Origin of the sequence: Streptomyces sp. NPDC058691, from assembly GCF_042714775.1 — a bacterium.
In the GTDB taxonomy this organism is placed as follows: domain Bacteria; phylum Actinomycetota; class Actinomycetes; order Streptomycetales; family Streptomycetaceae; genus Actinacidiphila.
In genome coordinates this window covers 31,300-48,283 of the sequence record NZ_JBHXSO010000009.1, presented here as the reverse complement: position 1 = coordinate 48,283, position 16,984 = coordinate 31,300, and the positions used below count along the sequence as shown (strand labels likewise).

The following is a 16,984-nucleotide window of genomic DNA, read 5'->3' as shown; positions in this document are numbered from 1 at the left end:
GCGGCCCCGCGGACAACGGAGGAGAGCGCATGACCACCCGGGTGACCCTGATCTCGCCGGTCGTGACGGCCGCGCTGCGCGAGGCGCGGTTCGACGATGACGTGCCGCCGGACGATAAGGCGCTGGCGGCCGCCCGCGCGGTGGCCGGCAACCTGCCCACCGCCGGACGGGTCCTGGTGTCGCCCTCGGCGCGCTGCCGGGCGACCGCCGAGGCGCTGGGCCTGGCCTTCGGCCAACAGGCCCCCGACGGCTGGGCGCTGGGTCGCTGGCGCGGCCGCACGCTGGCCGAGGTGAGCGCCGAGGAACCCGACGCGGTCGCGGCCTGGCTCTCCGACCCCGACGCCGCCCCGCACGACGCCGAGTCGCTGCGCGACCTGTGCGCGCGGGTCGGCGACTGGCTGGACGCTCTGGCGGCCGCGCCCGGCCGGGTGGTCGCCGTGGTCGAACCGGAGATCGTCCGGGCGTGCGCGGTACGGGCGTTGGGGGTGCCGGAGCCGGCGTTCTGGCGGATCGACGTCCCGCCGCTCACCGCGACGGATCTCAGCGGACGGTCCGGGCGCTGGAATCTCTCGGCGGGCCGGCCACTGGCCTGAACGAACGGCGCCGTGAAGGGGACCTGGTCGCCAACGCCCGGTACACGCGAGACGAAAGCTCTAGCGCCGTCCAGGCTCTTGCAAAGATGTCGCAATAAGACCGTATGATGAGGCGTTCACGCAGGCCGACTCCGAAGCGGAGCACCTCATGCATGTACCCGACGGATTCATCGACGCCCCGGTGTCGGTGGCGGCCGGGGCCGTCGCAGCGGCGGCCGTGGCCGTGAGCCTGCGCGGCGCCCGGCGTGAACTCGACGAGCGCACCGCCCCGCTGGCCGGGCTCGTCTCCGCCTTCATCTTCGCCGTGCAGATGCTCAACTTCCCGGTGGCGGCGGGCACCAGCGGCCACCTCCTCGGAGGCGCGCTCGCCGCGATCCTGGTGGGCCCCTACACCGGCGTGCTGTGCGTGTCGGTGGTGCTGCTCATCCAAGGGGTGCTCTTCGCCGACGGCGGTCTCACCGCGCTCGGCGTGAACATCACCGACATGGCCATCGTGACGGTCGTCGTCGCCTACGCGGTCTTCCGCGGCCTGGTGAAGGTGCTGCCCCGCACGCGCGGCTCGGTGACGGGCTCGGCCTTCGTGGCCGCCCTGCTCTCCGTCCCCGCGGCCTCGGTCGCCTTCACCGCGATCTACGCGCTCGGCGGCACGACCGACGTCCCCCTGGGCAAGGTCTTCACCGCCATGGTCGGCGTCCACGTGCTCATCGGCATCGGCGAGGCGTTCATCACCGCCGCGACGGTGGGCGCCGTGATCGCGGTCCGTCCCGATCTCGTCCACGGCGCCCGTGACCTGCGCCGTCCGCTGGAGCTGAAGGAGGCGACCGTCTGATGGCGGCCGTGACCACCACCCCCAAGCGCGGCGGCATACGGCCGCTGTGGATCGCCGGCCTGATCGCCGCGCTGGTGCTCGCCGGATTCGTCAGCTACTACGCGTCGGCCAGCCCCGACGGCCTGGAGAAGGTCGCCGCCGACCACGGCATCGACAAGAAGGCCAAGAACACCGACAACAGTGTGGCCAAGGACTCGCCGCTGGCGGACTACCAGACCAAGGACGTCGGCAACCCCCGGCTGTCCGGCGGCCTCGCCGGGATCCTCGGCGTCGGCGCCACCCTCGCGCTCGGCAGCGGCGTCTTCTGGGTCGTGCGCCGCCGGCCGCGCACGGACGAGGCCTGACGGATGGGCGCGGGGCACGCACACCGGCTCTACCGGCACGGGCACTCGCCGGTGCACGCGCTGCCCCCGCAGTGCAAGATCGCCGCGGTCTTCTGCTTCGTCCTCGTCGTGGTGTCCACACCGCGCACCGCGGTGTGGGCCTTCGGCCTGTACGCGGTGCTGCTGGCCACGGTGGCGGCGGTGGCCCGGGTCCCGGCGGGCTTCCTGCTGCGGCGGCTGCTGATCGAGGTGCCGTTCGTCGCCTTCGCCGTCCTGATGCCGTTCGTCGCCGAAGGCCCGCACACGCAGGTGCTCGGGCTGTCCGTGAGCGTGAACGGCCTGTGGGGCGCCTGGAACATCCTCGCCAAGGGCACCCTGGGCGTCGCCGCCTCGGTGCTGCTGGCCTCCACCACCGAGCTGCGCGAACTCCTGCTGGGCCTCCAGCGGTTGCGGCTGCCCGCGCTGCTGGTGCAGATCGCCTCCTTCATGATCCGCTACGGCGACGTCATCACCGGCGAGATGCGCCGCATGCGCGTCGCCCGCGCCTCGCGCGGCTTCGAGGCCCGCGGCCCGCGCCACTGGGGCGTGCTCGCCAAGTCCGCGGGCGCCCTGTTCATCCGCTCCTACGAGCGGGGCGAGCGCGTCCATCTGGCCATGGTCAGCCGCGGCTACGCCGGCAGCATGCCGGTGATCGACGACGTCACGGCGTCCCGGGCGCAGTGGTCGTACGCGGCCGCGCTCCCGGCCGCCGCGCTCCTGGTCTGTCTGATGGGATGGTTCGTGTGACACCTTCGCTCGAGGTCAAGGGCCTCGCCTACGCCTACCCCGATGGCCACCAGGCGCTGTTCGGCGTGGACCTGACCATCGGCCGCGGCGAGCGGGTCGCCCTGCTCGGGCCCAACGGCGCCGGCAAGACCACCCTCGTACTGCACCTCAACGGCATCCTGGAGGCGGGCGCGGGCACGGTCACCGTGGCGGGCCTGCCGGTCGGCGAGCGCAAGCACCTCGCGGAGATCCGCCGCAGGGTCGGCATCGTCTTCCAGGACCCGGACGACCAGCTGTTCATGCCGACCGTCCGCGAGGACGTCGCCTTCGGGCCCGCCGCGGCCGGGATGCGCGGCCCCGAGCTGGAGGCCTGCGTCCGCACGGCGCTGGAGCGGGTCGGCATGGCGGAGTTCGCCGACCGGCCGCCGCACCACCTGTCCTTCGGCCAGCGGCGCCGGGTCGCGGTGGCCACCGTGCTCGCCATGGAGCCGGAGATCCTCGTACTCGACGAGCCCTCTTCCAACCTGGACCCGGCCTCGCGCCGCGAACTCGCCGACATCCTGCGGTCGCTGGACGTCACGGTGCTGATGGTCACGCACGACCTGCCCTACGCCCTGGAACTCTGCTCGCGCGCGGTGATCCTCAGCGGCGGAGTCATCGCGGCCGACGGCCGCACGCAGGACCTGCTGTCCGACGACGCCCTGATGCGCCGCCACCGCCTGGAACTGCCCTTCGGCTTCGACCCGCGCTCGGTCGCGGTAGGCACCTGACGGCTTACGCTCAGGACCCGCAGGGGGGACGCCCGGGCGGCTCCGGGTCGACGGCGGTGACCGCGTCCGCGAGCGCGGCGAAGCGCTCCGTGCCGCCGAGCGGGGCGACGACGCGTTCCCGCAACGCGTCGGCGAGGGCGCGGGCGGCCGTCGCCGCCACCTCCAGCCCGCGTTCGGTGAGCGCCGCCAGCGTGACGCGCCGGTCGTTCCGGCACGGACGGCGTTCGATGAGTCCGGCCTCAGTGAGTCGGTCGGCGACCTTGGTGGTGCCCGCCGTCGTGAAGCCGAGCGTTCCCGCGAGCTGGTTCATCGGCGCGGAGCGCTCCGGCATGGTCATGAGGAACCACAGCGCCTGGAACGAGGACGGGGTCAGCCCCGACCGCGCCTCCACATCCGCCAGCAGCTGATCGGTGATGCGGCGGAAGCCCGACTGCAACCCGTCCCACCGTGCGAGCAGTTCCAGTTCCGCGGTGCCGGGGCAGGCCGCCTTGCCGTCCGTCCCCGTGTGGATCTCCGTCATCACATTGCCCAGGGTACCAACGCCGGTTATTGTCTAGCCAGCTACTTAATATCTGGCTAGCTATCAAAGGAGCACGGTTCCCCCATGACCGACCCGTCCACCACCCCCGCCGGCCTGCGCACGGGCACGTGGGCCCTCGACCCCGCGGGCTCCTCGGTCCGGCTCAGGCACAAGGCGATGTGGGGCACCGCCACCGTCAAGGGCGCCTTCGCCGGCATCAGCGGCACCGGCGAACTCGCCCCCGACGGCACCGCGCAGGGCACGCTCACCATCGAGGCCGCCTCCCTCGACACGGGCAACTCCCAGCGCGACACCCACCTGAAGTCCGCCGAGTTCTTCGACGTCGCGGCCCACCCGGCGATCGTCTACACCGCCAGCCGGGTCACCGCCGACGCGGACGGCGCCCTCGCGGTCGACGGCGAGCTGACCGTCCGCGGCACCACGCGCCCGCTCGCCCTGACGGGCCGGGCCGACACCGCCTCCCCCGACGCGGTCGTCCTCACCGCCGAAGCCGCCATCGACCGGGCCGACTTCGGCCTCACCTGGAACCGGCTCGGCACGATCAAGGGCCTCGCGACGATCTCGGTGACGGCCCGCTTCACCCACGGCGGCTGACGCCGCGGATCACCGCCCCGGGCCGCGCAGTTCCCGCAGCGTCCACCCGCGCCCGCCCGGGTCGAGCGGGCGCGTGGCGGCGGTGAAGACCTCGGCCGCGCGGCGGTAGGACAGCCGGCCGCGCCCGGTGCGGAACACCGGCCCGCCGACGCGTCCGAGCGTCAGCAGCGCGAGCAGCCGGCCCGTCGCCTCACCCCAGCGCAGCGGCGTGCCGCCGAGGCGCTCGCGGGTGCGGTGGCCGGGCAGGTCCAGGTCGTCGACGTCCAGGGCGAGGACCCGCTCGATGGGCGCCCCGGTGTCGTGGAGCAGATGCCACAGGGCCTGTTCACGCAGAGGGGCGGACAGGCGGAGCACCGCCCGCACGCGGTCCGCGTCGGGCCCGCCTCCCGCGGCGCGCGGCTCCGGCAGGGGCAGCGCGCGCAGGCCGTCGACGGGGTCGCCGGTCAGCCAGCCCTGCGCCCGCCACCAGGTCACGGCGCCCACGAGGACGGACAGTTCGCGGTTGGCCGTGCGGGCGCCGACCGCGGCGGAGCGCTCGGCGAAGGCCTCACGCAACCGCTGCGCCGCCTGCGGGGAGTCGAGGAGCACCAGGGGGACGGCGGGCGGCGCGGCATTGCGCCGCCCCCGCCCGAGGGGCGCGGCGCGGTCGACCAGGCCCCATGCCCAGGTGGCCAGGGCGATCCGGTAGACCCGGCGGGAGCCGGTGCCCAGGCCCGTGGCGGAGAGATAGCGGTCGACGGCGACGGCGTACTCCACCGGACGGCTCATCCCCACCCCCCTGTCGATGCGCACCTTCACCGCGGCCCGCGGCCCACAGACCGCAGTAAATGGCCTGTCGTCTGCAACTGCACCCAGCATAAGTTGAGTCGGCACGACTCAATAACTTCGCCCGAGGGCCTGGCGTGTCGGCGTGCGGCCCTTGCACGCTGCGCGCATGCCCTTCGACTTCCGCCCCGCCGTGCTGCGGGAACGCGACTTCCGCCGCTTCTTCACCGGCTACGCCACCTCCCTGTTCGGCTCGTCGATGGCGTCGGTGGCGCTGGCGTTCGCCGTCCTGGAGACCGGTGGCGGCGGCACCGAACTCGGCCTCGTCCTCACCGCCCGGATCCTGCCGCTCGTCCTGGTGCTCCTCGCCGGCGGCGTCCTCAGCGACCGCTGGGGCAGCCGGCGGGTGATGCTCGCCGCGGACGTCACACGCTGCCTCACACAGAGCGGCCTGGCCCTGGCCCTGCTGGGCGGCGAACCGCACCTCGGGACGCTGATGGCGCTGGTCGTCGTCTGGGGCGCCGCCGAGGCGCTGTTCACCCCCGCGCTGGACGCGCTCGTGCCGCGCATCGTGCGGGGCGAGGCGCTGTCGGACGGCAACGCGCTGCTGGGAGTGGCCCGTTCGGCCGCTTCGGTCGCCGGGCCTGCCCTCGCCGGCCTGCTGGCCGCGACCGCCGGCGCGGCGGCGGTGTTCGCGGTGGACGCCGCCACCTACGGCGTCAGCGTCGCGGCGCTGCTCCTGCTGCCCCGCACGGCCGGCCCCACCGGCCCCGCGGCATCCTTCCTCGCCGACCTGCGGGAAGGCTGGACGGAGTTCCGCTCACGGACCTGGCTGTGGGTCACTTCCCTGCACGTCTGCCTGTTCAACTTCTTCGTGTGGGCGCCGTTCCTGGTCCTCGGCCCCCTCGTCGCGCAGCGCCGGCTCGGCGGGGCGACCTCGTGGGGCCTGGTCATGGCGCTGTACGGGGCGGGCGCGGTCGCCGGCGGCACAGCCATGCTCGGCCGCCGGCCACGCCGGCCGCTGTTCGTCGCCACGGCCGCCACTGTGGGCTGGGCCTTGCCGTCGGCCGCCCTCGCCTCCGGGGAGTCGCTGCCGTGGGTGTGCGCCGGCGCGCTGGCCGCGGGCGTCTGCTCGTCCGTCGCCGGCACCCTCTACGCGACCGTGACCCAGTCCCAGGTGCCGCCCGGGGCCGTCGCCCGGGTCAGCGCGTACGGCGCGTTCGGCGCCTTCGCCCTGGGCCCCGTCGGGCTCGCCGCCGCCGGGCCGCTGTCGGTGCTCCTGGGCACCTCCGGCGTCCTCGGCTTCGGCGCCGTCTGGCAACTCGCCGCGGTGGCCGCGGTCCTGTCCCTCCCGGTCATCCGCGCGACGCTGCCACGGACCACCGGCGCACCCGCCGGCCGGGCGGCGTGACGGCCACGGCAGGCGCCGCATCGCGCATCGAAAGGCCGCCAACGCCCCGTCCGGGCAAAGGACATCGCGTCTTGCCACTTGTGCAGGAGCCGTGAAAGGCTCCCCGCACCACAAAGGCGCAGCCTCCCCGACGCCGAAGGGTGGTCCCCCGCTCCATGACGCCCGCAGCCCCGGTCCCCGAGGCCGTCCTGCTGTCCGAGTACTGGGGGGAAGTGCTCTGCTTCGCGCAGCTGTGCGCCCTCACTCCCGAGGCCGGCGGCCGGCTGGCCGCCGATGCCTTCGACCGCGGGCTGGCGGTGGCCAAGGAGCCGTACACGGCGCACGCACCCGGCACCGGTGGCGCGGGGCTGCCGTGCCTGCCCTTCCTGCTGACGGCCGTCCGGGACACCACCGCGCACTGGGCGGCCGGAGGCGACGGCGACAGCCTGCAGCCCGAGCTGCGGATCTGGCTGAACGCCGAGCGCGCCGCCCGCAGGGCCCGCACCGGGGCCCAGCGCACGGAGCCTCTGGCGCTGCGCGGGCTGAGGGCGATGCCGGAGCGCGTCGCGGAGACGCTCTGGTACGCGGAGGTGGAGTGCCGTCCGGCCGGCGACCCCCGGGAGACCGACCGCGCGCACGAGATCTTCCGCGAGCACTGCCTGAGCGCGCACCTGGCGGAGCCCCCGACGCACGAGTGCGCCGCCTATGCCGGGCTGCTGGACGTGACCACGCGCATGCCGCAGGAGGCGGTGCCGGAGGACCTGCGCCGGCACCTCAACCGGTGCCCTGAGTGCACGAAGGCGGCGGTCTGCCTGACCCCGCACGGCGACGGGCTGGCGCAGGCGCTCGCCGAGGGCGTGCTGGGCTGGGCGGGCCCGTCGTATCTGGAGGCCCGCCGGCAGGCGGCCCGCACCGGCGAGGCGCAGCCGCCGTTCCCCCGTGCCGACCGCAGGCCGCCGCGCCGGATCCGGCGCCCGGCCGGGCGGGTCGCACGGCGCGTACCCGGCGGCAGAGTGGGCGTCGTGGCCGCCGCCGGGCTGCTGGCCGCCGTGGTCGGGCTGACCGTACTCGTCACCGCCGACGACTCCGCGCCGCGGGCCGCGTCCGCCGCGCCCACCGCGCAGGGCGGCACCGACGCCGGCCTGTCGCCCCTGCCCGGGCCCGCGGCGCCCAGTGCCCCCGCGCCCACCGGAACGCAGGACCCCTCCGACGACGCGTCCTTCCCCGGTGACGCCGAGCCGTCCGCCGCGGAGCACACGATCCCCGCCGCGCCGGACCGCCGCCCTTCGCACGGCGCCCCGCCCGCACGGCCCTCACACAGCGAGTCCTCCGCCCCCGCGGCGACCTGCTCCGTCACGTACACGCTGGTCGACCAGTGGGACAGCGGCTTCCAGGCCGCGGTGACGGTGACGACCCGCACGCCGCGATCGGACTGGCGGCTGGAGTGGACGTTCCCCGACGGCCAGCGCGTGACGCAGATGTGGGACGCGGACTTCACCCAGTCCGGCCCCTCGGTCACGGTCCGCGCCAAGGGCTACAACGGCTCGCTGGGCGCGGGCGGTTCGGCCGCCTTCGGCTTCATCGGCGCCCGGTACTCCGGCAATGCCGCGCCCGCGTCCTTCTCCCTCGACGGCTCCCGCTGCGCGGCCTGAGCACGGACAAGGCCGGGGAGGCGGCAGGACCGCCTCCCCGGCCTTCCTCCGGCCGGACTAGCTCAGGCCGTTGTTGATCGCGGTGACCAGCTCACCGTTGCTGGTGTCGCCGCTGAACTCCCAGAAGAACGCGCCGCCGAGGCCCTGGTTCTTCACGTAGGTCATCTTGCCCGCGATGGTCGCCGGGGTGTCGTAGCTCCACCAGTTGCTGCCGCAGTGGGCGTACGCGGTGCCCGCGACGGTCCCGGTGGCCGGGCAGGTGTTCTTGAGGACCTTGTAGTCCTCGTTGCCCGCCTCGTACGTGCCCGGCGCGGCGCCGGTCGCCGAGCCGCCCGGGGCGTCCTGCGTGACGCCGGTCCAGCCGCGCCCGTAGAAGCCGATGCCCAGGTTGAGCTTGTTCGACGGGATGCCCTTGCTCTTCAGCTTCTGGATCGCCGCGTCGGAGTAGAACCCGGCGATCGGGATGCCGCTGTAGGAGGTGAGCGGGGAGTGCGGAGCGGTCGGGCCGTCCGCGTCGAAGGAGCCGAAGTAGTCGTACGTCATCACGTTGTAGTAGTTGACGTACTGTGCGGCGCCCGCGTAGTCCGCGGCGTCGAGCTTGCCGCCGTTGGTGCCGTCTGCGCTGATGGCCGCGGTGACCAGGTTGCCCGAGCCGAACCGGGTCCGCAGCGCGGACATCAGGGTCTTGAAGGACGAGGCCCCGCTGGTGTCACAGGACAGACCGCAGGCGTTGGGGTACTCCCAGTCGATGTCGATGCCGTCGAAGACATCGGCCCAGCGCGGGTCCTCGACCAGGTTGTAGCAGGAGTTGGCGAAGGCGGTCGGGTTGGCGGCCGCCTGGCCGAAGCCGCCGGACCAGGTCCAGCCGCCGAACGACCAGAGGATCTTGATGTTCGGGTACTGCTTCTTCAGCTTGCGCAGCTGGTTGAAGCTGCCGCGCAGCGCGCCGGTGTCCCAGGTGTCGGCGACGCCGTCGACGCTCTGGTCCGCGGTGTAGGCCTTGTCGTAGTCGGCGTAGGAGTCGCCGATGGCGCACTGGCCGTTGGTGACGTTGCCGAAGGCGTAGTTGATGTGGGTCAGCTTGCTCGCCGAGCCCGAGGTCACCAGGTTCTTGACGTGGTAGTTGCGGCCGTAGACGCCCCACTCGGCGAAGTAGCCGAGACGGATCTTGTTGCCCACCGGACCGGTGGGGGTCGGCGTGGGCGTCGGGGTGGGCGTCGGCGTGGGTGTGGGGGTCGGAGTGGGCGTGGGCGTCGGGGTCGGGTCGCCGCCGCCACCGGTGCAGGAGCCGCCGTTGAGCTTGCAGCCGCTGGGGCTGCCGGCGCCGGCGCCGTTGAAACCGAAGCTGACGCTGGCGCCCGGGGCCAGGGTCCCGTTCCAGCTCTTGTTCTTGGCGGTCCAGTGGGTGCCGGAGCTGGTGACGTCGGCGTCCCACGCCGAGGTCACCGAAGTGCCGGCGGGGTAGTCCCACTCGACGGTCCAGCTACTGATGCTGGTGGTGCCGCTGTTGGTGATCGTCCACTTGCCCTCGAACCCCGTTCCCCAGTCCTGGGTCTTGGTGTACGTGGCGGTGGTGCCCGCGGCGTGCGCCGGGGTGGCCAGACCGACGAGTGCCGCGACGGGCAGCAGCAGCGCGGTGAAGCCCGCGACCGCCGAGGCCCTGAGGCGTCTGGTCCGTGAGGTGCGTGGGGTGTCTCCAGTGCTCAAGGGGTGCTCCTCGAGTGGGGGGCCGACGGGGAAACCTTGCCGCCTGGCGGGCCGTTGACGCGATGACATGCCCACCACAGTTCACTCGCAGAGCGTAGAAAGGTCTGGACCAGCCGGTCAATAGGTCTGGACCATAGGAAGCGGAATTCGTCAGACCGTTTCGCGCACCGGGAGCTCGCCCGGCTCCCTGCCGGCACCGGGGCCCGGGGCCTGGCCGTCCAGGAACTGCTCCGCCCAGATGATCTTCCCCTCGCCCGTGTAGCGGGTACCCCAGCGCTGCGCGAACTGCGAGATCAGGAAGAGCCCCCGGCCGCCCTCGTCCAGGGTGCGGGGATGCCGCAGATGCGGCGAGGTGCTGCTGGCGTCCGAGACCTCGCAGATCAGCGCCCGTTCCAGGATCAGGCGCAGCCGGATGGGACCGGAAGCGTGCCGGATGGCGTTGGTGACCAGCTCGCTCACCACGAGCTCGGTGGTGAACGCGAGGCCGGGCAGCCCCCACGAGTCGAGCTGCCGGGTGGACATCTCACGGGCCCGGCCGACCACCGCTGGATCGCTGGCCAGGTCCCAGGAGGCGACACGGCCGGTGTCGAGGCTGCGCGTCCTGGCGAGCAGCAGCGCCACGTCGTCCGTCGGCCGCGCCGGGGCGAGTTCGTCGACCACGCTGCGGCACAGGCCGTCCAGCGGGAGGTCGCCGCCCTCCAGCGCCGCGCGCAGCCGCTCCCGCCCGGTGTCCTGAAGTGTCATGGCGTCCGGGTTGCCCGGGGACGCGAGCAGGCCGTCGGTGTAGAGGGCCAGCACGCTGCCCTCGTCGAGCGTCAACTCGACCGCCTCGAAGGGGAGTCCGCCCAGCCCCAGCGAGGGCCCGATCGGCACGTCGGGAAAGCGCACCGCGTCCCGTCCCGGCGACAGCACGGCGGGCGGCAGATGCCCGGCGCTGGCCATGGCGCAACTCCGGCTCACCGGGTCGTACGTCACGTACAGGCAGCTCGACCCGAGCACACCGCCGTCCACCCCCGCCGGCAGCGCGTCCCGCTGCTCCCGGGCCACCTGCACGACCAGGTCGTCCAGGTGCGCCATCAACTCCTCGGGCGGCAGGTCGAGATCGGCCAGCGTCCGCACCGCCGTGCGCAGCTGGCCCATGGTCGCGGCCGCGTCGATGCCGTGCCCCACCACCTCGCCCACCACGAGGGCGACCCGCGCCCCGGACAGCGGGACGACGTCGAACCAGTCCCCGCCGACCCCCGACAGCTCGTCGGCCGGGCGGTAGTAGGTGGCCACGTCCACGGCGTCCTGCGGGGGGAAGACGTGCGGCAGCAGACTGCGCTGCAGCACCAGCGCGGCATCCCGCTCGCGCGTGTAGCGGCGGGCGTTGTCGACGCACACGGCGGCGCGCGCCACCACCTCCTCGGCCAGCCGCAGGTCCTCGGCGTCGAAGGGCTCCGCCCTGCGGATCCGGAAGAACAGGGTCACGCCGAGGGTGACCCCCCGGGCGCGGATCGGCACCACCATGGCGGTGTGCAGGCCGAGTTCGCCGAAGCGCTGCGACCGCGCACCGGGCACGCCCGCGGACCACTCCAGGCCCAGCGGGTCCAGCCGGGGGGTGAACCACGAGCGGCCGTCGGTCAGCGCCCGGATCGGCGGTGTGCCAGGCATGTAGGTGGCGATCGCCCCGAGCCCGAAGGCCGGTTCCGGCTCGCCCTGCCGGGCGGCCCGCGCCCCCGCGCGGCGCAGCGTCACCGTGAGCGCGTCGTCGATCCGGCCCGGCTGCGGCTCGGCGCCCTTGATGACCGATTCCAGCAGTTCGACGGTCACGTAGTCGGCCAGATCCGGTACCACCACGTCGGCCAGGTCCTGCGCGGTGTGCATGACGTCCAGCGTGCGGCCGATCTGCTCGCTCGCGCGGTCCAGCAGGGACAGCCGCTGGCGGCCCCGCCAGCGTTCGCTGATGTCGATCACGGAGTAGCAGACCCCGACCGGGACACCGCGCTCGTCCTCCAGGCGGACGAAGGACATCGAGTGCGCCTGCTCCCGGCGCGGGGCGGTCCGAAACCGGCCGACGTGCTCGTAGTCGATCACCGGCACCCCGGTCTCCAGGACCTGGCGCATCTGCGCCTCCAGGACCGTGGCGTTCAGACCGGGCTGGATCTCCGCGAGCCGGCGCCCGATCCGTTCCTGGGCGGGACCGCCGCCGAACCGCTCCAGCGCCGCGTTCGACCACACGCAGCGCAGTTCGGTGTCGACCACGGCCAGCCCGATGGGGGTCTGGCCGACGATCCGCTCCAGCATCGTCGTGGTCAGCCCGGAGGCCGCCGAGCGCGCCGTGCGCGAGGACTCGGCGGCCAGCACCAGCCAGCGGGCCCCGGAGCCCGCCGCCTCCGCGGGCAGGGCCGCCACCCGCACGCCCAGCGTCGGCACGGAGCCGTCGGAGCGAAGCAGCCGCAGCACCCCGGTCCAGCCGCCCTCGGAACGGCAGCGGGCCCGGATCTCGGGGAGCCGCTTCACGTCCTGCGGGGCCAGCAGCTCCTCCACGGGGTGGCCGACGACCTCGTCGGCGGCGAGCCCGAGCAGCCGCCGCGCGGCCGGCGGCCAGCTGAGCACCAGACCCCGCGCGTCGAGCACCAGCGTGACGGCATCCGCCACGCCTGCGTCCGCGTGTCCCTCGGGTGTCCCCATGGCCAGCCACTCCGTATCCGCCCGCAACGTTACGCTCCGTCTACCGTTCTTCCCACTCGGCGAGGGCCGCCCTCGGGATCGCGGGATCGGGGAGTCACGGGACGGGAGCGGAGGGACCGGAAAGACCGGACCGGTGGCGAAGGGGCCGGGGTCGGATCCGGCACGCGCAGGAGGTCCGTCGCGTCCTCCGGAGATCGGCTGCCGAGGCCCCTGCGACTCAGGTTACTCGCGGGCCCCTGTCGCCGCCCGCCGCGTGCGGAGCGCCGTTCGCGCGGCGGCCGAGGGGCCGGCCGGGGGTCCGCCGGGAGGGGCGCGACATGCGAAACGGCGGCCCGAAGGCCGCCGCGCGGGCCACGGACGAAGCGCTGGCGGCACGTGATGTGCCCCCGCCGCCCCGCGGCCGGGCCGGCGCCGGGGATCCGGCGCCGGCCTGTCGGTTCAGCGGTTGATGCAGACGTTGCCCAGGGTCGGGTTGACCAGGGAGAGGATCAGGTTGACGGAGTTGCCGCAGACGTTGACCGGGATGTTCACCGGAACCTGGATGACATTGCCGCTGATGACGCCGGGGGAGCCGATGGCCTTGCCCTGGGCGTGGGAGCCGCCGTGCCCGTGGCCGTCGAGGGCGAGGGCGCCACCGGCGCTGCCGACAACGGCGGCACTCGCAGCGGCGGTGAGAGCGGCGGCCTTGGCGATACGGTTCACGAGCATGGTTCCAATCAGTGATCACGGATGGGATCTGTCCAACGACCCGTGCGCGGGAGCCGATACGTCGGCGGCCCCGGCGTCACCCGATCGGCCCCCTCCGAATTGCGGCCGCCCGCATCGGCACGACGCGGAACCGCGGAGGCAGGGCCTACGCTGCACAGGTGTCCCGTGAGAGGGGGTGTGGCCGGTGCCCGGACGTCGCCTGCGTACCCTGCGCGCGCTGAGGAACTCGGCCAAGGAGAAGGCCAGAACCGCGAGGACGGCCAAGGCCAAGCACGCGCGCCCCGCCCCGCCGGCCCCGGCGCCCTCCGGGGAGGAGCACGTCCCCCTGGAGCCGGAGTCGTCCGGCGCCGGTGGTGTGACGGTCAGCAGCGTCATGGACGCGGCCCTCTACCGCGGCGGCCGCCGCATCGCGACCCCGTCCTCCCTCGCCGAGGCGTACGCGCAACTGCGCGCCGAACCGGGCGCGATGGCGTGGATCGGGCTGTTCCGGCCGACCGAGGCCGAGCTGGTCTCACTGGCCAAGGAGTTCGACCTGCACCCGCTGGCACTGGAGGACGCCATCCAGGCCCACCAGCGCCCCAAACTGGAGCGGTACGGGGACACCCTCTTCGTCGTGCTGCGCGCGGCGCGCTATCTGGACCTGCCCGAGGAGGTCGACTTCGCGGAGCTGCACATCTTCGTCGGCCCCGGCTTCGTGCTGACCGTACGGCACGGCACCGCCCCCGACCTGTCCGCGGTGCGCCGCCGCATGGAGAGCAACCCCGAGCTGCTCAAGCTCGGCCCGGAGGCGGTGCTCTACGCGATACTCGACACGGTCGTCGACGGCTACGCGCCGGTCGTGGCGGGCGTCGAGACGGACATGGAGGAGAGCGAGATCCAGGTCTTCGGCGGGGACCCGCAGGTCTCCCGCCGGATCTACGAGCTCTCCCAGGAGGTGCTGGAGTTCCAGCGCGCCACCCGGCCGCTCTCCTCCATGCTGGAGGGCCTGCAGGCGGGCTTCGAGAAGTACGGCACCGGCGAGGAACTCCAGCGCTACCTGCGCGACGTCGCCGACCACGTCACCCACACCATCGAGCGCGTCGACGGGTTCCGTCAGGCGCTCGGTGACCTGCTGACGCTCAACGCCACACTCGTCGCCCAGCAGCAGAACGCCGAGATGCGGGCGCTGGCGGAGGCGGGCTTCGAGCAGAACGAGGAGATCAAGAAGATCTCCGCGTGGGCCGCCATCCTCTTCGCGCCCACCCTCGTCGGCACGATCTACGGCATGAACTTCGACCACATGCCCGAGCTGCACTGGCTGCTCGGCTACCCCTTCGCGATCGTGCTGATGGGCGTGGTCTGCGTCAGCCTCTACCTGGTCTTCAAGCGGCGCGGCTGGCTCTGACGGCGGTGGCCGGGCGGTCAGATCCGGGGGTGCGCCGAGAGGTGCGTGACCTCCTCGATCTCGTGCGCGGCCTTGCCGAGCAGCTGACGGGCGAGGTCGTTCAGCGCCCGCGCGGCGGCGAGTTCCTCGCCGACCCGGTCCTGGGAGGGGTCGGCGGGATGCCGGTTGGCGTGGCCGTGCGATCTGACCTCCGTGCCGTCCGGCAGGCGGAGCAGCGCCGCGGCCTTGGTCCTGGAACCTTCCTCACGGAAGTCCATCTCGATGTGCCATCCGACGAGGGTCTGCATGACGTGCACCTCCAGCGGTCCCCGGTCTCCCTTCCAGGGTGCGCCCTCTCGCGGAACTACTCCACCAGGGTGACGATGGACGCAGGGAAGAGGCGACTTACGCCACGGAGGAGGCGCCGTCATGACCACGGCTCTGGACATCATGCATCCCGGCGCCATGTGCATCGGTGAGCGCGAGAACCTGGCCGACGCGGCCCGGATCATGAGCGAGCAGAACGTCGGGGCCCTGCCGATCTGCGGGGACGACGACGTGCTGGTCGGCATCGTCACCGACCGGGACATCGTGCTGAAGTGCGTCGCGCAGGGGCGCGACCCGTCCGAGGTGTCCTGCGGTGAACTCGCGCAGGGGCGGCCGGAGATCATCGAGGGCGACGAGGAGGTCGACCGGATCCTGGAGGTCATGGAGGAGGCCAAGGTCCGCAGACTGCCGGTGATCGACCACCCCGCGCACCGGCTGATCGGCATGATCAGCGAGGCGGACATCGCCCGCCACCTGGAGAAGGACCGCGTCGCCGAGTTCGTCACGGCGATCTGCTGCACCGACCGGAACACCTAGGCAACGGGGCCGGGACCGGGGCCGGGACCGCCGGAAAGCCGCGCCAGCGCCGCGTCGAGGTCGGCGACCGGCCGGAAGGCGGTCATCAGCCCGGTGGCGCGCAGGATGCGCAGCGTCATGGGGCGGGCGCAGACGAGCTGAAGCGTCCCGCCGTGGGCGAGAACGCGCCGGCGGGCCCGGCACAGCACCGAGAGCCCCGAGCAGTCGATGAAGCGCACCGGGCTCAGGTCGATCACCACGGACGGGGCGGGGGCCTGCGTGAGGTCGTCGAGGAGCGGGGTGATCGCCACCGCCGCCTCGACGTCGATCTCCCCGTTGAGCTCCACCACGAGGCACCCGTTGCTCTGATAGGTGCGCAGGTACCGGTCCACCGCAGCATGAGATCACCAGGCCGATGACCTGATCGGCATGTCAAGGATCACTTCACTCGATCGGGTGAACGGCAGGAAAACTCGCGAAATTCAGGCCCGGGACGGAAACGGAATGCGGCCGTTCAGGGGCACCCGTGGACCGCGGGGAGGATCGCCCCCGCGGGACACCCGAGGGCAGTGGTCACATCGCCTGGAGAATGCTGTTCAGCCGGTCCCGGGTGGCCGCGGGAGAGAGGCTGTCGGTACGGAGTTTCTCCATGACGTCGTGGTACTGGTCCACTTCGTCCCGCTTGTCGATGTACATGGCACCGGTCAATTGCTCGACATAGACGACATCGGAGACATCGGATTCCGGGAAACTCAGCTGTGTAAAGGTGCCGCTCGCGCCCGCCGAATAGCCGGTGAACTCCAGCGGCAACAGCTGCACCGTGACATTCGGCTGGTGGGACACCTCCACGAGATGCCGCAACTGGGCGTGCATCACCTCGGCACCGCCGAAGCTGCGCCGGACCACGGCCTCGTCCATCACCGCGACGATCTCCGGGGCGTTCTCGCTGGTGAGCAGCTTCTGCCGCTTGTGGCGCAGATCCAGCCGGCGCTCGACCTCCTCGCCGGGGGCGCCCGGGTGCCCCAGCTCGATGACGGCGCGGCTGTACTCGTCGGCCTGGAGCAGTCCGTGCACGAACTGGCTCTCGAAGCTGCGGATGGCCGAGGCCGACTCCTCCAGGCCCACGTAGGTCTGGAACCACGAGGGCAGGACGTCGCCGAAGCCGTGCCACCAGCCGGCGACGTTGGCCTCGCGGACCAGGCCGAGGAGCGCCGTGCGCTCGGCGTCGTCGGAGATCCCGTAGAGGGTGAGCAGATCGGCCACGTCGCGTTCCTTGAAGCTCACCCGCCCGAGCTCCATCCGGCTGATCTTCGACTCGGACGCACGGATCGAGTAGCCGGCGGCCTCACGGGTGATGCCCTTGGATTCGCGCAGCCTGCGCAGCTGCGAGCCCAGAAGGATGCGGCGCACCATCGATCCGCTTCCCGACTGAACTGTGGTCATTTCCGCCTACCTTCTCCCCGTGGCA

16 protein-coding genes and 1 pseudogene are annotated in these 16,984 nt (G+C 73.0%); 9 read left to right on the top strand and 8 right to left on the bottom strand.

Going from position 1 to position 16,984, the window contains the following annotated elements:
- The first annotated feature begins 29 nt into the window (after nt 1-29).
- The 4 genes and pseudogenes from ACFWVC_RS08770 (at nt 30) to ACFWVC_RS08755 (ending at nt 3,280) form a co-directional block, all read left to right on the top strand.
- On the top strand, nt 30-593 hold the full coding sequence (locus ACFWVC_RS08770) for a histidine phosphatase family protein (protein ID WP_384280577.1): 564 nt from the start codon (nt 30-32) through the stop codon (nt 591-593).
- Nucleotides 594-741: 148 nt separating this feature from the next.
- Nucleotides 742-1,766 (top strand): annotated as a pseudogene (locus ACFWVC_RS08765) (energy-coupling factor ABC transporter permease).
- A 3-nt stretch (nt 1,767-1,769) separates the two neighbouring features.
- Entirely contained in the window at nt 1,770-2,531 is a 762-nt protein-coding gene (gene cbiQ / locus ACFWVC_RS08760; RefSeq protein WP_384280575.1) for a cobalt ECF transporter T component CbiQ, read from the top strand.
- Entirely contained in the window at nt 2,519-3,280 is a 762-nt protein-coding gene (locus tag ACFWVC_RS08755; protein WP_384280573.1) for an energy-coupling factor ABC transporter ATP-binding protein, read from the top strand. The genes cbiQ and ACFWVC_RS08755 overlap by 13 nt, the downstream gene beginning before the upstream one ends.
- A 10-nt stretch (nt 3,281-3,290) precedes the next feature.
- Here the strand turns inward: ACFWVC_RS08755 and ACFWVC_RS08750 are convergent, their stop codons facing one another.
- A complete protein-coding gene (locus tag ACFWVC_RS08750; RefSeq protein WP_384280571.1) occupies nt 3,291-3,800 on the bottom strand; it encodes a MarR family winged helix-turn-helix transcriptional regulator in 510 nt (169 codons plus the stop codon).
- Between the two features lie 84 nt (nt 3,801-3,884).
- On the opposite strand from ACFWVC_RS08750, the gene ACFWVC_RS08745 reads away from it, so the two are divergent.
- Nucleotides 3,885-4,415 (top strand): YceI family protein, encoded by a 531-nt coding sequence (locus ACFWVC_RS08745; RefSeq protein WP_384280568.1) that lies wholly within the window; start codon nt 3,885-3,887, stop codon nt 4,413-4,415.
- Between the two features lie 9 nt (nt 4,416-4,424).
- Here the strand turns inward: ACFWVC_RS08745 and ACFWVC_RS08740 are convergent, their stop codons facing one another.
- Nucleotides 4,425-5,183 carry a hypothetical protein gene (locus ACFWVC_RS08740; protein ID WP_384280567.1) on the bottom strand — a complete coding sequence of 253 codons (759 nt, stop codon included), beginning with the start codon at nt 5,181-5,183 and terminating at the stop codon, nt 4,425-4,427.
- 166 nt (nt 5,184-5,349) lie between these two features.
- On the opposite strand from ACFWVC_RS08740, the gene ACFWVC_RS08735 reads away from it, so the two are divergent.
- Together ACFWVC_RS08735 and ACFWVC_RS08730 are read left to right on the top strand one after the other, a co-directional pair.
- Nucleotides 5,350-6,591, top strand: coding sequence for an MFS transporter (locus ACFWVC_RS08735; protein WP_384280564.1), 1,242 nt, complete (start codon nt 5,350-5,352; stop codon nt 6,589-6,591).
- A 155-nt stretch (nt 6,592-6,746) separates the two neighbouring features.
- Nucleotides 6,747-8,222: a cellulose binding domain-containing protein gene (locus tag ACFWVC_RS08730; RefSeq protein ID WP_384280560.1), complete on the top strand. Its 1,476-nt coding sequence runs from the start codon at nt 6,747-6,749 to the stop codon at nt 8,220-8,222.
- A 57-nt stretch (nt 8,223-8,279) separates the two neighbouring features.
- On the opposite strand, the gene ACFWVC_RS08725 is transcribed toward ACFWVC_RS08730, so the two are convergent.
- From ACFWVC_RS08725 to ACFWVC_RS08715, 3 genes are all read right to left on the bottom strand, one after another.
- Nucleotides 8,280-9,929, bottom strand: coding sequence for a glycosyl hydrolase family 18 protein (locus tag ACFWVC_RS08725; RefSeq protein WP_384280556.1), 1,650 nt, complete (start codon nt 9,927-9,929; stop codon nt 8,280-8,282).
- Between the two features lie 150 nt (nt 9,930-10,079).
- On the bottom strand, nt 10,080-12,602 hold the full coding sequence (locus ACFWVC_RS08720; RefSeq protein WP_384280554.1) for a SpoIIE family protein phosphatase: 2,523 nt from the start codon (nt 12,600-12,602) through the stop codon (nt 10,080-10,082).
- A gap of 438 nt (nt 12,603-13,040) precedes the next feature.
- The gene (locus ACFWVC_RS08715) at nt 13,041-13,310 is read right to left on the bottom strand and encodes a chaplin (protein WP_384280550.1); all 270 of its coding nucleotides are present in this window, start codon (nt 13,308-13,310) and stop codon (nt 13,041-13,043) included.
- Nucleotides 13,311-13,494: 184 nt separating this feature from the next.
- Between ACFWVC_RS08715 and ACFWVC_RS08710 the strand changes: the two genes are divergently transcribed.
- Nucleotides 13,495-14,694 (top strand): magnesium and cobalt transport protein CorA, encoded by a 1,200-nt coding sequence (locus ACFWVC_RS08710; protein ID WP_384280545.1) that lies wholly within the window; start codon nt 13,495-13,497, stop codon nt 14,692-14,694.
- A gap of 17 nt (nt 14,695-14,711) precedes the next feature.
- On the opposite strand, the gene ACFWVC_RS08705 is transcribed toward ACFWVC_RS08710, so the two are convergent.
- Nucleotides 14,712-14,981 (bottom strand): DUF1876 domain-containing protein, encoded by a 270-nt coding sequence (locus ACFWVC_RS08705; RefSeq protein WP_384280541.1) that lies wholly within the window; start codon nt 14,979-14,981, stop codon nt 14,712-14,714.
- Nucleotides 14,982-15,102: 121 nt separating this feature from the next.
- On the opposite strand from ACFWVC_RS08705, the gene ACFWVC_RS08700 reads away from it, so the two are divergent.
- A complete protein-coding gene (locus ACFWVC_RS08700; protein WP_384280538.1) occupies nt 15,103-15,537 on the top strand; it encodes a CBS domain-containing protein in 435 nt (144 codons plus the stop codon).
- On the opposite strand, the gene ACFWVC_RS08695 is transcribed toward ACFWVC_RS08700, so the two are convergent.
- Both ACFWVC_RS08695 and ACFWVC_RS08690 read right to left on the bottom strand, forming a co-directional pair.
- The gene (locus ACFWVC_RS08695) at nt 15,534-15,908 is read right to left on the bottom strand and encodes an STAS domain-containing protein (protein ID WP_384280536.1); all 375 of its coding nucleotides are present in this window, start codon (nt 15,906-15,908) and stop codon (nt 15,534-15,536) included. The genes ACFWVC_RS08700 and ACFWVC_RS08695 overlap by 4 nt on opposite strands.
- Before the next feature lie 181 nt (nt 15,909-16,089).
- On the bottom strand, nt 16,090-16,959 hold the full coding sequence (locus tag ACFWVC_RS08690) for a helix-turn-helix domain-containing protein (protein WP_384280533.1): 870 nt from the start codon (nt 16,957-16,959) through the stop codon (nt 16,090-16,092).
- Nucleotides 16,960-16,984 lie beyond the last annotated feature (25 nt).